Raw genomic sequence first — 12631 nt, forward strand, 5'->3', positions numbered from 1 at the left:
ATGTCATGCTTTTCGCGCTATTCTTCCGCGTCGTCGTCGGCCCCCTCCGACGGCCCGGCCCCGGCCTTGCGCCGCAGCTTGAGCGTCAGCATCTCGCCGTCGGGCTTGGCCTGGCGGCGGCTGACACGCATCTTGCCCAGACCGGGCAGGTTGACCTCGTCCCCGGCGGCCAGCGCGGCCCCCAGAACCTCCAGAACCGCCTCGGCCAGGGGCTTCACGTCGCGCTTCTTCTGGCCGGTCTGCGCCACGACCCGGTCCACGATGTCCTTCATGCGCAACATCGTCACCTCGGAGGGTTCGGGCACGGACAGATCGGCCCCGCCCCCCTGCCCCACCAGCGTGATGCCACCGCCGATGGCCAGACCGGGCCGGGGCCCGTCCGAGGCCAGCGTGGGCAGCACGCCCGAGGCCGCGGGGCCGGGCTCGGGCGGCGCCGTGGTTTCGGGCGCCACCTCTTCCGAGACAGCGGCCTCGGGCGCCGTGGCCTCGGCAGCGGCGGTGTCCTTGCGGGCCGGGCCGTCGGCTTCGGCCTTGCCATGCCCGGCGGTCTGCTTGCGGGATTTGCTCATTCCGGCTCCCTTGTCGGTTTCCCTGCGCATCATCCCCCGAAGACTAGCCCCACGGCGGGCCCGAATCCACTGCCGCGATGCGGCGGGTGGGGGCGGGCAACGCACAGTGCCGGCCACGCCTGAAGGCGGGCCGGCGCCAGGATCGGGAATGCGATCAGATCTCAGTGTGCCAGCGCGGTTCCCTCGCCCGCGCCATTCTCGCCCGAGACCAGGGCGGCTTCCTCCGCCTCCTCGTCCCATTCGACGGGCTCGGGCGCCCGCACCAGCGCGCGCGCCAGCACCTCGCGGACATGGGCCACGGGAATGATCTCGAGCCCCGCCTTCACGTTATCGGGGATCTCGGGCAGATCCTTGGCGTTTTCCTCGGGGATCAGCACGGTCTTGATGCCGCCGCGCAGCGCCGCCAGAAGCTTTTCCTTCAAGCCCCCGATCGGCAGCACATTGCCGCGCAACGTGACTTCGCCGGTCATGGCGATGTCCTTGCGCACCGGGATGCCGGTCAGCACCGACACGATCGAGGTCACCATGGCGATGCCCGCGCTGGGGCCGTCCTTGGGCGTGGCGCCTTCGGGAACGTGGACGTGGATGTCCACCTTCTCGAACTTGGGCGGCTTGACCCCGATGTCGGGCGCGACCGAGCGCACGAAGCTTGACGCCGCCTCGATCGATTCCTTCATCACGTCGCCCAGCTTGCCGGTGGTCTTCATCCGGCCCTTGCCGGGCAGCTTGAGCGCCTCGATCTGCAGAAGGTCGCCGCCGACGCTGGTCCAGGCCAGCCCGGTGACCACGCCCACCTGATCTTCCTTCTCGGCCAAGCCATAGCGGTGGCGCCGCACGCCCAGGAAATCCTCGAGGCTTTCGGGCGTCACCTCGACCTCGCGGGTCTTGCCCTTGACGATCTCGGTCACCGCCTTGCGCGCCAGCTTGGCGATCTCGCGCTCGAGGTTCCGCACCCCGGCCTCGCGCGTGTAATAGCGGATCACGTCGGTCAGCGCGGGATCGGTCAGGGCAAATTCACCCTTCTTGAGACCATGCGACTTGACCTGCTTGGGGATCAGGTGCTGCTTGGCAATCTCGCGCTTCTCGTCCTCGGTGTAGCCGGCCAGGCTGATGATCTCCATCCGGTCCAGAAGCGGGCCGGGCATGTTGTAGCTGTTGGCCGTGGTCAGGAACATCACGTTCGAGAGGTCATATTCCACCTCGAGGTAATGATCGACGAAGGTCGCGTTCTGTTCGGGATCCAGCACCTCGAGCATCGCGCTGGCCGGGTCGCCGCGGAAATCCTGACCCATCTTGTCGATTTCGTCGAGCAGGATCAGCGGGTTGGTGGTCTTGGCCTTCTTCAGCGCCTGGATGATCTTGCCCGGCATCGAGCCGATATAGGTGCGCCGGTGGCCGCGGATTTCCGATTCGTCGCGCACGCCGCCCAGGCTGATGCGGATGAACTCGCGCCCGGTGGCGCGCGCCACCGACCGCCCGAGCGAGGTCTTGCCGACGCCGGGCGGACCGACAAGGCACAGGATCGGGCCCTTGAGCTTGGTCGAACGCGCCTGCACGGCCAGATATTCGACGATGCGTTCCTTGACCTTCTCAAGGCCGTAATGATCGTCGTCGAGCACCTTCTCGGCGGCAAACAGATCCTTCTTGACCCGGCTCTTGACGCCCCAGGGAAGCGCCAGGATCCAGTCGAGATAATTGCGCACCACGGTGGCCTCGGCCGACATCGGGCTCATCGAGCGCAGCTTCTTCAGCTCGGCCTCGGCCTTCTCGCGCGCTTCCTTCGACAGCTTGGTCTTCTTGATGCGCTCTTCCAGCTCGTTCAGCTCGGACTGGCCGTCCTCGCCGTCGCCCAGCTCGCGCTGGATCGCCTTCATCTGTTCGTTGAGGTAATATTCGCGCTGGGTGCGCTCCATCTGCGACTTGACGCGCGACTTGATCTTGCGCTCGACCTGAAGGACGCTCATCTCGCCCTGCATCAGGCCGTAGACGCGTTCCAGCCGCTCGGCGACGTCGAGGGTTTCCAGAAGCTCCTGCTTCTGCGCGACCTCGATGCCCAGATGCCCCGAGACCAGATCCCCCAGGCGGTCGGCCTCGCGGGTTTCCGAGATGGCGCTCAGGGCCTCCTCGGGGATGTTCTTCTTGATCTTGGCATAGCGTTCGAATTCCTCGGCGACCGAGCGCAGCAGCGCCTTGATCGTATCCTCGTCGCCGGCGGTTTCGTCCAGAAGCTCGGCACGGGCCTCGAAGAAGCTTTCGTTTTCAAGATATTCGGCGATGCGCACGCGCGCGCGCCCTTCGACCAGCACCTTGACCGTGCCGTCGGGCAGCTTGAGCAATTGCAGCACGTTGGCCAGGACGCCGACGCGGTAGATCCCCTCCCGATCGGGGTCGTCCTCGGCCGGGTCGATCTGGCTGGCCAGCAGGATCTCGCGCTCCTCGCCCATGACTTCCTCGAGCGCGCGGACGGATTTCTCGCGTCCGACGAACAGGGGAACGATCATGTGGGGGAAGACCACGATGTCGCGCAGCGGCAGCACCGGGTAGGAGGCGGAGAGTTCGTTCATGTCAGATCCTTTGTGGCAGGCGCACCCGGTCCCAGACGCGGCAACCTGGCGCACCCCGGTCAAGCCCCCAATCTAGGGCCGCCGCGAAGCGGGTTCAACCGTCCGCCCATCCTGCCCCCTCGGGCATTCACCCGAAAGCGCCGTGCATCTGGCGGAAATGGCACGGAGTTCGGAAAATCGTTACAATTCTATCTGCCCTTGTCTTGACGCAAAGACGCCCCAGTCGCTTGTTAGCTATTCTTTAAGGTGTGAGCCGCACTCTCGGGTCACGGGTGGCACGGCGCGTTTGCGCGCCCGGCGCCACGAACAGGGGGATATCGCCATGAGTGTGGTTCCGATCAAGACCGCAGATCTGCCGTCCCGGCGCGCGCAGCCCGCCCGCCCCGCCGCGGCGGGGCAAGCCATGTCCGCCGGCTGGTGGATCCTGCCTGCCGCCGTCGCCGGCCTGGGCTTCTGGGGCGGTGTCATCTACCTGCTGGTGGCGCTCTGACTGTTGGCGCCCTGACGGCCCCAAGGGGCATTCGGGCCGCGGGCGCGGGATCGACGCGCGCCCGGTTCACCGCGGCAGCGTGAGTTCGACGCGCAGGCCGCGCAGCCTCAGACCGTCGGTCAGACGCAGCGTGCCGCCGTGGCTGCGCAGGATCTCGGCGGCAATGGCCAGCCCCAGCCCGACCCCCTGCCCGCGGTTCTGATTGCGCGCAGGATCCAGCCGGGTGAAGGGCCGCAGCGCCTCCTCGCGCCGCTCGGGCGGAATGCCGGGGCCGTCATCCTCGACCGCGATCTTCAGCATCCGCGCCCCGACCGTCAGCGTCACCTCGGCCTGGGTGCCATAGCGCACGGCATTGCCCAGAAGGTTCTCGACCGCGCGGCGCAAGGCCTGCGGGCGCAGCGTCACAAGATCCCCGTCCGCCGCCCCCGGCTCGACGATCAGCCGCACCGCCTGACCCGCACGCCGGGCGTCCTCGACGATCCCGCCCAGCCAGTCCGCCGGCACGACATCCAGCGCCGGCTCGTCGGCATTGTCGTCGCGCGCAAAGGCGAGAAAGGCGTCGATCATCCGCCCCATCTCGTCCACATCCTTTTCCAGCGCAGCGACATCCTCGTCGCCGGGCAGCATCGACAGCCCCAGACGAATCCGCGTGAGCGGGGTGCGCAGGTCATGGCTGATCCCCGACAGCATCAGCCGGCGCTGTTCGGATTGCCGCTCGATCCGGCCGCGCATCTCGACGAAGGCCGACCCCGCCGCGCGCACCTCGGTCGCGCCGGCAGGGCGATAGGGCACCACCCGCCCGCGGCCGTAATCCTGCGCCGCCCGCGCCAGCCGGCGGATGGGCCGCAGCTGGTTGCGCAGGAACAGATAGGCGATGACCGTCATCAGCAGCCCGGTGAAAACCATCAGAACCAGAAGCTGATGCGGGTTCGACGCCGACACCCGCGCCCGCGGAAAGGTCACGAACATCGGCCCGTGGCGCGTCTCGATCCACAGCCGCACGCGCCGTTCGTCCGACAAATCCACCCGCGACACGCCGCCAAGACCGCCGCGCAGCGTGGCAATGACCACCCGGCCCGAGAAATCGTAGAAGGCGCGCGGATCGGGCCCCTCGGGCGGCGGCGGCGCATCCCCGGCCAGCGCCACCCCCAGGTTCAGCGGATCGGCCACCATGCGCAGCCGGATGCGCGCCTCGCCCGGCGTGTCGGCCTTCTGCACCACGGTGTCGAGAAAACGCATCTCGCGCAGCATCACCGCCGTCATCTGCCGCGTCACCCCCTCGAAGTGGCGTTGCAGAAACACGACCGACACGACAAGCTGAAGCGAAAAGATCGGCAGGATCAGGATCAGCGCGGCCCGCCCATAAAGCCCGCGCGGCATCATGCGTTTGAGCCAGCTGAATGTCATGGCGTCACTCTAGACGCGAAGAGCGAACGAGGAAAGTCAATGTCCCCTCCCCGTCCCGGCGCGCCGCGGTGGCTGGCCCCCGGCCTGCGCGTGGTCCTGGCACCCAATCCGGGGCCGATGACGCTGCATGGCACGAACACCTATATCCTGGGCGAAGGCGCGGTGGCGGTGATCGACCCCGGCCCCGACGACCCGCACCATCTGGCCGCGATCCTGGCCGCGCTGGCGCCCGGCGAAAGCGTCAGCCATATCTTCGTGACCCATGCCCATCTCGACCATTCGCCGCTGGCCGGGCCGCTGGCGCGCGCGACCGGCGCACAGGTCCATGCCTTCGGCCCGCCCGAGGCCGGCCGATCCCCGCGCATGGCCGCCCTGGGCACGCGCATCGGCGGCGGCGAGGGCGTCGACACGGGCTTTCGCCCCGACATCTGCCTGCCCTGCGGCGCGCGCATCGAAGGGCCGGGCTGGTGGCTGCGCGCGCTGCACACGCCGGGGCATTTCTCGAATCATCTGTGCTTCGAAAGCGCGGTCGGCACCTTCAGCGGCGATCACGTGATGGGCTGGGCCTCGACGCTGATCTCGCCGCCCGATGGCGATCTCTCGGCCTATTTCACCGCGCTCGACCGGCTCGAGGCGCTGACCAGTCCGCGTCTCTTTCCCGGTCACGGCGACCCGGTCGAGGCCCCCACCGCCCGCATCGCCGAGTTGCGCGCGCACCGGCAGACGCGCACCGCGCAGATCCTGGCCGCGCTGGCAGACGGCCCCGCCAGCGCCGAGGATCTGGCACGCCGCATCTACACCGACACGCCGGCTGCGCTGATGGGCGCGGCTACCCGCAACGTTCTCGCGCACCTCCTTGATCTTGAAGAGAAAGATCAGATCCGCGCCGCCGGAGACCCCGCCCCCGAAACCCGTTTCACCCGGCTCGAAAATTTGTGACAGGAAGGCAAAAAAATCCGCATTCCCCCTCTGGACGCGCCCGAGACGGAACGCTATACAGCCCGCGTGTTCCGGCGTAGCTCAGCGGTAGAGCAGTTGACTGTTAATCAATTGGTCGTAGGTTCGATCCCTACCGCCGGAGCCAAAAATCCCAAGAAAATCAGGTAGATGTGAAAGCGCCCCGCTCGGGGTGCGCTTTGAAGCGTGCTCGGGGTAACGTTTGGGGTAACGAAAAAGGCCGCCGGGGTGCGGCGGCCTTTCGTGGTTCTCGGGCTCTCGCCCTATCCGTGCCTTGCGTGCCTTCCGCCCGTCACCGGCCGGTGAGTCGCCCCGCGCAGCACCGAGTCGCACGCCGATCGCGAGTAGCCGACAAGCTCGCCAATCTGGCGGGCGTTCATGCCCTCGCGCCCGAGCCGCCGGATCAACGCTACCGTCTGCAAGGGCATGGCACCGCGCTTGCGGCTCGCGTAACCCGCTGCGACGAGCGCCTCGTGCACGGCCGCCACGTCTTCGACGGGAAGCGCGAGCGCCTCGGCTATGGCGCGGTGCGCGGCTCTCACGCCATGCCCTCGCTCGCGGCCGAGGCGGCGGGCTCGCCGCGCGGCGACCAGCCTTCCACCTCGCGCACCTCGTCCACCGTGAGCACGCCCGCCTCGATCGCGATCTTGTGCGCCGCCCACCGGGCCGCGTGATCGCCGCGCAGAAGCCCGGAGAGGTCAACGTCGATCTCGTGGCGTTCGCGCTCGGCGTCGGTCAGGATGGAGCGCGAGAGTTCCGTTTCGAGCTTCCGCGCCCAATGCGCCAAGGTGCTTTGCGCGAAGTGCCGCAAGAGCGTCTCGGAGTTCGTGAAGCTCGCGTGATCGAGGATGCCGACAAGCGGCGCGGGCACGCCGAACGCCCGGGCGATCTCTTCCGTCGAGAACCGGCGGGCGGCGAGAATCTCGGCGTCTTCCGGCGAGATCGTCGGGAAGGGCTCGAACTTGAGTCCCTCTTCGAGCACGGCGGGTGCGCCACGGTTGACACCGCCGAAGCGCGCCATGAACGACTCCTTGAGCCGCTTCGCCGCGCCTTCGGAGAGGTTCTTCTCGTGCATGAGCACACCCGACGGCCGATCGGCGTTCTTCCAAAGCGAGCGCGCGTGCGCGTCGATCTCGACGGCGCTCTCGGCCGCCGCGAAGGCCCGGCGAAGGGGGGAAACCCCTATCACGCCGTCGTCGGTGCGGGCGCGCAGATGGAGCACCTCGGAAGGCAAGAGCCGCCGCGTCGTGCCCATAGGCGCGGAGAGGTCGTCGCCGGTTACGTGGTAGATCACGCGCCCGGGATTGACGAGTTCGACGCGGACGAGGCCCCACCGGATCGGGCGAAGCTCGACGACGCGGCCCGCACGATCGGTGACGACTTCGGCGAGCCCGTTGCCATGCAGAAGCGCCGAGGCCGCCAGCCATTCCACGAAGTCGGGCCACGACTGCCACGGGTTCGGCCCGCGCCGCACGAGGCGGGCGAACGGGTGCCCGGCGGCCTCGTGGCGCTCGTCGCCCTCGAAGCGGTAGAGGCGCACCGGAAGGCCCGCCAGTTGTCCCGAGATCACGCCAACGCACGCAGCGGTGACGGCGAGTTGCTCGGCCGGATACTTGCCCGACGGCGTGCCGAGCCAATGCGCGCCGAGAGCCGCGAGCGTCTCGTTGGACGCGGCCGAGCGCGTCTCGACGTGGCGGCGGCGGAAGAGGTCAGCGAATCCCATGATAGCCTCGCAGGTGATCGAGATAGAGCGCACGGCGGCGGGCTTCGTCGGCCACGTCGAGCGAGCGACGCGCGACGACGGTTGCCGGATAGGCCGGGCTCGGGGTGATGGTCACGTCGAGAAGCTCGACTTCGAGAAGCTCGCGCGTCGCGGGCTTGGTGGCATGGTTCCAGCGATCGCGGATCGCCCGGAAGCCGAAGCTCGCGCCGGTGATATCGCCGCGCCCGACGCTTTCCAGAACGTCGCGCCCGGCCGAGGTGTTCGCCACGTCCAGAGCGAAGAAGAGGCCCTTGCCGTCTTCCTTGAGGCGCAGCGTGCCCGCCTTGGAGCGGCCGAGCACGGCGCGCGTGTCGTGGTGGAAGAGCGCGAGAACGTCGTCGCCCCGCTTGAGCGAGGCGGCGAAAGCCCCCGGCGCGATCGTCTCGACGAAGCCGCCGAGATCGTGCGAGGGCGAGTTGAAGACGGCGGCGTAACCCTCGATCCGGCCGCCTTCAACGGCGCGGAGTTCGAGGGCACGCCGCTCTATGTCGGCGTGCCCTTCCATGTTACGCGGCCTTGATCTTCATGAGCTTGATCGCGGCGTCGTCGGTGACGATCCCGCCCACGCGCTTCGAGAGGTAGAAGCCCGTGTAGCCCTTGCGAGTCACCTCGTCGCGGATCAGGCGAACGCCCGTGCGATCCGCGATCGTGTAGCCCGCGCGGAAGTCGCCGAACGCGATCGGGAAGGCACCCACGGCGATCGAGGGCATGTCTTCGGCGATCACGACGGGGTAGCCGAGAAGCCGCGCAGGCTGGCCAGCCGCCAGAGAGTCGGCCCACATGAACCGGCCTTCGGCGTCCTTGAGCTTGTGCACGACGGCGGCCGTCGTCGAGTTCATGACGAAGGTGCCGTTCGCCCGGTAGCCCGCCCGCAGCTTGTAAACGAGGTTGATGAGATCGTCGGCGACGATCACACCGGCGGCCGCCGTCTCGACGAATTGCAGCGCACCGGCGGTGCGCGTCGCGTCGTCGGCGGCCTCGGGCGTCACGGCGAGGAAGCCCGTCGGCTTGTTCGTGCCGTTGCCGCTGATGAAGGCCGCGCCCTCGGCTTCCGCGAAAGCTCGACAAGCTGCAACAGCAAGGCCATCTGCCGAGGAAACTACAGTTTGTCGGAAAGTATGTTGGTCACGTAAGGAACGCGGCAAACCACGGGTTGATTCTGACATCGGCGCAGCTTGGGACATGCCAGATGCGACGGGGCGAAACTTCGTATTTGTGGCTGCGCAGTTTATCCGGGCGACCGTGGCCCATCGCAATCAGCGGCATGAAGTTTAGTGGTAGCTGCGCCGCCTAGACGTGCGGCACATCCGCGCGACCATCGCCCGCCAGTTCGACACGCAGTCAGCCCTGTATGATCCGCATTCGCAGGTCGCGATGATTTGTTCGTCCGGCTCGACGTGCGGCACGGGCTTTTCCTCAAGTTCCAGTTTGAGGGCTTCTTGCGCCGCGTCAAAGGTCAGCCTCTGCGTGCCCTCCAACAAGTCGCAACGAGCCTTTCGGGACAACTCGACAAGGCCACCGGCACGGCGGGCCTTCATGCCCCCTAGCAACGCGCCAAGGCCTGGCCGATCTCGTCAGCGGTCTCCCTCTCTCGGGGGTTCGGGCGCGGCGGGGTCGGGCGCGCGGAAATCGTATGTTGCGGCGCTGGGGCAGCTTCCGCCGCAGCCGGCACAGCCCGAACAGGCCGGTGCGAGGGGCGTTGCGCGATTTCGCCGAAACAGGCGGCGGCGGAACAGGAACGCCAGCGCGAGCAGGGTCACGGCCCCGACCACCGCCAGATCTGCGCCCGACATCGCCGTTTCCCCCGCGATGTCGATCGCCGGCGTCGCGGGGGGGGTGGGGGCTTCGGTCATGGGGTCTCTCCCGTCGGCTGGATCGCGGCGCGGCGCCAGGGCTTGGGCAGCGCCACCAGCAGCAAGAGCACAAGCGCGGTGACATAGACCGCCGTCATCGCCTCGAGCCCGGTCAGATCGAACATCGAGCCCAGGGTAAAGACGGCACTGGCCACACCCAGCCCCAGGATCGTCGGGAAGACGATCGAGAACCCCATCCAGGCGTAGCTGTCGGTCTGCACCCGCACCATGATCACCGTGGCAAGGCAGGGCGGATAGAGCGCGAAGAACAGCATCAGCGCCACGGCCGACAGCGCCGTGCGCCCGCCGGCCTTCTGCTCGGCGCCCATACGTTCTTCCAGGGTCACGTTCTGGCCCTCGTCCTGATCGAAGAGAACGCCCAGCGTCGACACCGAGCTTTCCCGCGCCGCAAAGGACGCCAGAAGTGCGACGTTGATCTTCCAGTCGAAGTCGGCGAATTGCGTCACCGGCTCGAGGCTGCGCCCGACCATGCCCAGAAAGCTGCTTTCGATCCGGTCCTTGCGCATCTCGCCGCGCAACGCGCTGCGAGCGTTGGCCAGCGTCCGCAGCGCGCGGGCCGCGGCCTTGTCCTCGGCGGCGCGCGCGCGCAGCACGAAGGGCGCGAAATCGGGATGCGCGGCGCGGATCCCGGCATCCAGGGCCTCGACCGCCGCGCGGCTCTGCGCGTTCAGGCGCGCGGCCTTGTAGTCGGTATAGACATTGACCAGATCGACCAGCGCCGCCTGATCGGGCACGGCGGCCAGGTTGGGGTTACCCTGGAGCGTGTCGTAGAACTGCGCGATCGCGGCTTCGGCACGGGCGTCATAGCTCGCCTGGCGGGTTTCGGGAACGCCGGGGAATTGCAAAAGCACATAGATCACCACGGCGATCGCCATCACCACCGTGCCGACCTTCTTGATGTAGAGCCAGGTGCGGTCGAAGGCGCGGCGCAGAACGCCGGTGATGGTGGGGACGTGATAGGCCGGCAGGTCCATCACGAAGGGCGCGGTGTCATAGCCGCGCAGGACGGTCCCGGTGAGAAGCCGCGCGACCAGCAGCGCCGCCAGCATCGTGAAGGTGGCCAGATAGAACAGCATCAGCCCCTTGGATTCGGGAAAATATATGTTGATCAACAACGTATAGAGCGGGATCTTCGCCATGCAGTTCATGTAGGGAACCGTCAGGATCGTCGCCATGCGCGCGCGGGCATCGGGAATGCCCTTGGTCGCCATGACACCGGGCACGGCGCAGCCACCGGCAAAAACCCCGGCCAGGATGAATGGCAGCGTCGATTGCCCGTGCAGGCCGAAGCGATGCAACACCCGGTCCAGGATGAAGGCGATCCGGGCCATGTAGCCCGAATCCTCGATGATGGCGATCAGCGCGAACAGGATCAGGAAGATCGGCACGTAATTGAGCAGCGTATTGGCGCTGTCGACCAGCCACAGACCCAATGCGCGGATCTGCGGATCGGCCAGAAAGCCCGCATCGGGCAGAAGATCGGCCACGAACATCCGCATGCCGGCCAGGAAGGGCCAGGTGATCTTGGTCAGCTCATAGCCCTGCACGATCGACAGCTGATAGATCGCCCAGACCGTCGCCACCAGGATCACCGGCGCCAGAAGCCGGTTCAGAACCAGCCGGTCGATCCTTTCGGACAGCGGCACGTGATCGTCGCGGGTGGGAACGGCCGCCGTCTGCGCCAGTTGCGCAGCCTGCGCGTCGCGCGCCGCGAAAAGCTGATCGGCAAGGCCATGCGGCGCGTCTTCTGCCGACGCCGCGCAACGGGCCTCGAACGGCGCGGGATCGACACCCCGCGCCCGCAGGATCTGCGCGGCCTCGGGGTCTTCTTCCAGAAGGGTGGTCGCCAGCCAGCGGGCGGGCAGATCGGACACCGCGGGGATGCGCGCCAGATCCGCCGTCAGCTCCGCGATCAGCGGGTCGAGCGCACCATAGTGCGGCGGCGTGCCGGGACGGGCGGCATGCGCGATGGCCTCGCGCAGCGCCTCGGCGCCCTGGCCCTTGCGCCCGACCAGCGCCACCACCGGCACCCCCAGCGCGCGTTCCAGCGCCTGCGGGTCAATTCGAAGACCGTTGCGCGCCGCCACGTCCGTCATGTTCAGCGCCACCACCATGGGGCGGCCCAACTCCAGAAGTTGCAGCGTCAGGACCAGAGACCGGCGCAGGTTCGACGCATCGAGCACATTGACGACCACATCCGGGCGGTCCTCCAGCAGCGCCTGACGGGTCACCCTTTCCTCGGGCGAGAACGAGCTGAGCGAATAGCAGCCGGGCAGGTCCAGCACCCGCAGCCGCTGGCCCGCATGCGTATAGAGACCGGATTTCTTGTCGACCGTCACGCCGGGGTAATTGGCGATATGCTGGTGCAGGCCGGTCAGAAGGTTGAACAGCGTGGACTTGCCGGCGTTCTGCTGGCCGGCCAGCGCGATCAGACGGGGCTCAGACATGTTCGATGTCGATCTGTGCGGCCTCGCGGCGGCGCAGGACGATGAAGCTGTCGCCCACGCGCAATTCGATCGGGTCATAAAGGGGCGCCGAGCGCAGCACGATCACCTCGCGGTCGGGGCGAAGCCCCAGGTCGAGCAGGCGCCGCCGGATCGCACCGCCGCCCTTCAGGCGCAGGATGCGACAGACGGTTCCGATGGGGGCGTCGCGGAGCGTGCCGCAGAAACGGCATTCGTCGGGGTCTGCGCAGCCCGGCGCGCAGGTGGCCCGCGCCCCTCGTCCCAGCCCCCCGAGCCCAAGACCACCACGGCCCCGGCCCACACCGTCCGGCCCCCCGCCCGCATCGTCACGACCGAAACCGCCGCCAGCGCGGCCGAGTTGCCTCCTGAACATCCTGCGCGTCCTTTCGATGCCATGCGCCGGGGCGAGACCCCGCCCCGGCGCGCCAGTCCTTGCGCCCGTGCGGGCGGCGTCACTCCATGTCGGCTGCGGTGATCCAGATCACGGCATCCTGGGACAGTTCCTTGCCCTCATGCTCGGTTGCGGGACCGGATCCGAGCGCG

General features: G+C 68.0%; 12 protein-coding genes, 1 tRNA gene and 1 pseudogene. 3 read left to right on the top strand and 11 right to left on the bottom strand.

The genetic code is table 11. From position 1 onward, the window contains the following. Positions 1–17: 17 nt before the first annotated feature. The gene (locus BW949_RS16575; RefSeq protein ID WP_083947782.1) at positions 18–569 is read right to left on the bottom strand and encodes an HU family DNA-binding protein; all 552 of its coding nucleotides are present in this window, start codon (positions 567–569) and stop codon (positions 18–20) included. Between the two features lie 161 nt (positions 570–730). Next, on the bottom strand, positions 731–3133 hold the full coding sequence (lon, locus tag BW949_RS14160) for an endopeptidase La (RefSeq protein ID WP_076367220.1): 2403 nt from the start codon (positions 3131–3133) through the stop codon (positions 731–733). A 322-nt stretch (positions 3134–3455) separates the two neighbouring features. On the opposite strand from lon, the gene BW949_RS17080 reads away from it, so the two are divergent. Further along, complete coding sequence (locus tag BW949_RS17080) at positions 3456–3623, top strand: hypothetical protein (RefSeq protein WP_159440071.1); 168 nt, start codon at positions 3456–3458, stop codon at positions 3621–3623. Between the two features lie 66 nt (positions 3624–3689). Here BW949_RS17080 and BW949_RS14165 read toward each other — a convergent pair whose 3' ends face one another. Beyond that, positions 3690–5030, bottom strand: a complete 1341-nt coding sequence (locus BW949_RS14165; RefSeq protein ID WP_076367222.1) for an ATP-binding protein — start codon at positions 5028–5030, stop codon at positions 3690–3692. 39 nt (positions 5031–5069) lie between these two features. Here BW949_RS14165 and BW949_RS14170 point away from each other — a divergent pair, with 39 nt between their 5' ends. Together BW949_RS14170 and BW949_RS14175 are read left to right on the top strand one after the other, a co-directional pair. After that, positions 5070–5969: an MBL fold metallo-hydrolase gene (locus tag BW949_RS14170; RefSeq protein WP_076367224.1), complete on the top strand. Its 900-nt coding sequence runs from the start codon at positions 5070–5072 to the stop codon at positions 5967–5969. 70 nt (positions 5970–6039) lie between these two features. Then, positions 6040–6114: transfer RNA gene (locus BW949_RS14175), tRNA-Asn, on the top strand. 411 nt (positions 6115–6525) lie between these two features. On the opposite strand, the gene BW949_RS14185 is transcribed toward BW949_RS14175, so the two are convergent. The 8 genes and pseudogenes from BW949_RS14185 to BW949_RS17455 all read right to left on the bottom strand — a co-directional run. After that, on the bottom strand, positions 6526–7710 hold the full coding sequence (locus BW949_RS14185; protein WP_076367228.1) for a phage portal protein: 1185 nt from the start codon (positions 7708–7710) through the stop codon (positions 6526–6528). Beyond that, positions 7697–8254: an HK97 family phage prohead protease gene (locus BW949_RS14190; protein ID WP_076367230.1), complete on the bottom strand. Its 558-nt coding sequence runs from the start codon at positions 8252–8254 to the stop codon at positions 7697–7699. Before BW949_RS14190 ends, BW949_RS14185 begins: the two co-directional genes overlap by 14 nt. Before the next feature lies 1 nt (position 8255). Beyond that, complete coding sequence (locus BW949_RS14195) at positions 8256–8915, bottom strand: phage major capsid protein (RefSeq protein ID WP_235816316.1); 660 nt, start codon at positions 8913–8915, stop codon at positions 8256–8258. Positions 8916–9020: 105 nt separating this feature from the next. Next, positions 9021–9287 carry a hypothetical protein gene (locus tag BW949_RS14200; RefSeq protein WP_076367234.1) on the bottom strand — a complete coding sequence of 89 codons (267 nt, stop codon included), beginning with the start codon at positions 9285–9287 and terminating at the stop codon, positions 9021–9023. 36 nt (positions 9288–9323) lie between these two features. Next, positions 9324–9602, bottom strand: coding sequence for a hypothetical protein (locus tag BW949_RS14205; RefSeq protein ID WP_076367236.1), 279 nt, complete (start codon positions 9600–9602; stop codon positions 9324–9326). Further along, positions 9599–12070, bottom strand: coding sequence for a ferrous iron transport protein B (gene feoB / locus BW949_RS14210; protein WP_076367238.1), 2472 nt, complete (start codon positions 12068–12070; stop codon positions 9599–9601). The genes BW949_RS14205 and feoB overlap by 4 nt, the downstream gene beginning before the upstream one ends. Further along, positions 12063–12461, bottom strand: a complete 399-nt coding sequence (locus BW949_RS14215; RefSeq protein ID WP_083947784.1) for a FeoA family protein — start codon at positions 12459–12461, stop codon at positions 12063–12065. The genes feoB and BW949_RS14215 overlap by 8 nt, the downstream gene beginning before the upstream one ends. 79 nt (positions 12462–12540) lie before the next feature. Then, positions 12541–12631 (bottom strand): annotated as a pseudogene (locus BW949_RS17455) (DUF4198 domain-containing protein); the annotation flags it as partial.

Origin of the sequence: Phaeovulum vinaykumarii (assembly GCF_900156695.1) — a bacterium.
GTDB lineage: Bacteria > Pseudomonadota > Alphaproteobacteria > Rhodobacterales > Rhodobacteraceae > Bieblia_A > Bieblia_A vinaykumarii.

Excerpts from the sequence above, each read along its gene's own strand:
- BW949_RS14190 (WP_076367230.1), bottom strand. The coding sequence starts at position 8,254 with ATGGAAGGGCACGCCGACATAGAGCGGCGTGCCCTCGAACTCCGCGCC.
- feoB (WP_076367238.1), bottom strand. The coding sequence starts at position 12,070 with ATGTCTGAGCCCCGTCTGATCGCGCTGGCCGGCCAGCAGAACGCCGGC.
- BW949_RS14185 (WP_076367228.1), bottom strand. The coding sequence starts at position 7,710 with ATGGGATTCGCTGACCTCTTCCGCCGCCGCCACGTCGAGACGCGCTCG.
- BW949_RS17080 (WP_159440071.1), top strand. The coding sequence starts at position 3,456 with ATGAGTGTGGTTCCGATCAAGACCGCAGATCTGCCGTCCCGGCGCGCG.
- BW949_RS14170 (WP_076367224.1), top strand. The coding sequence starts at position 5,070 with ATGTCCCCTCCCCGTCCCGGCGCGCCGCGGTGGCTGGCCCCCGGCCTG.
- BW949_RS16575 (WP_083947782.1), bottom strand. The coding sequence starts at position 569 with ATGAGCAAATCCCGCAAGCAGACCGCCGGGCATGGCAAGGCCGAAGCC.
- BW949_RS14200 (WP_076367234.1), bottom strand. The coding sequence starts at position 9,287 with ATGAAGGCCCGCCGTGCCGGTGGCCTTGTCGAGTTGTCCCGAAAGGCT.
- BW949_RS14215 (WP_083947784.1), bottom strand. The coding sequence starts at position 12,461 with ATGTTCAGGAGGCAACTCGGCCGCGCTGGCGGCGGTTTCGGTCGTGAC.
- lon (WP_076367220.1), bottom strand. The coding sequence starts at position 3,133 with ATGAACGAACTCTCCGCCTCCTACCCGGTGCTGCCGCTGCGCGACATC.
- BW949_RS14205 (WP_076367236.1), bottom strand. The coding sequence starts at position 9,602 with ATGACCGAAGCCCCCACCCCCCCCGCGACGCCGGCGATCGACATCGCG.
- BW949_RS14165 (WP_076367222.1), bottom strand. The coding sequence starts at position 5,030 with ATGACATTCAGCTGGCTCAAACGCATGATGCCGCGCGGGCTTTATGGG.
- BW949_RS14195 (WP_235816316.1), bottom strand. The coding sequence starts at position 8,915 with ATGTCAGAATCAACCCGTGGTTTGCCGCGTTCCTTACGTGACCAACAT.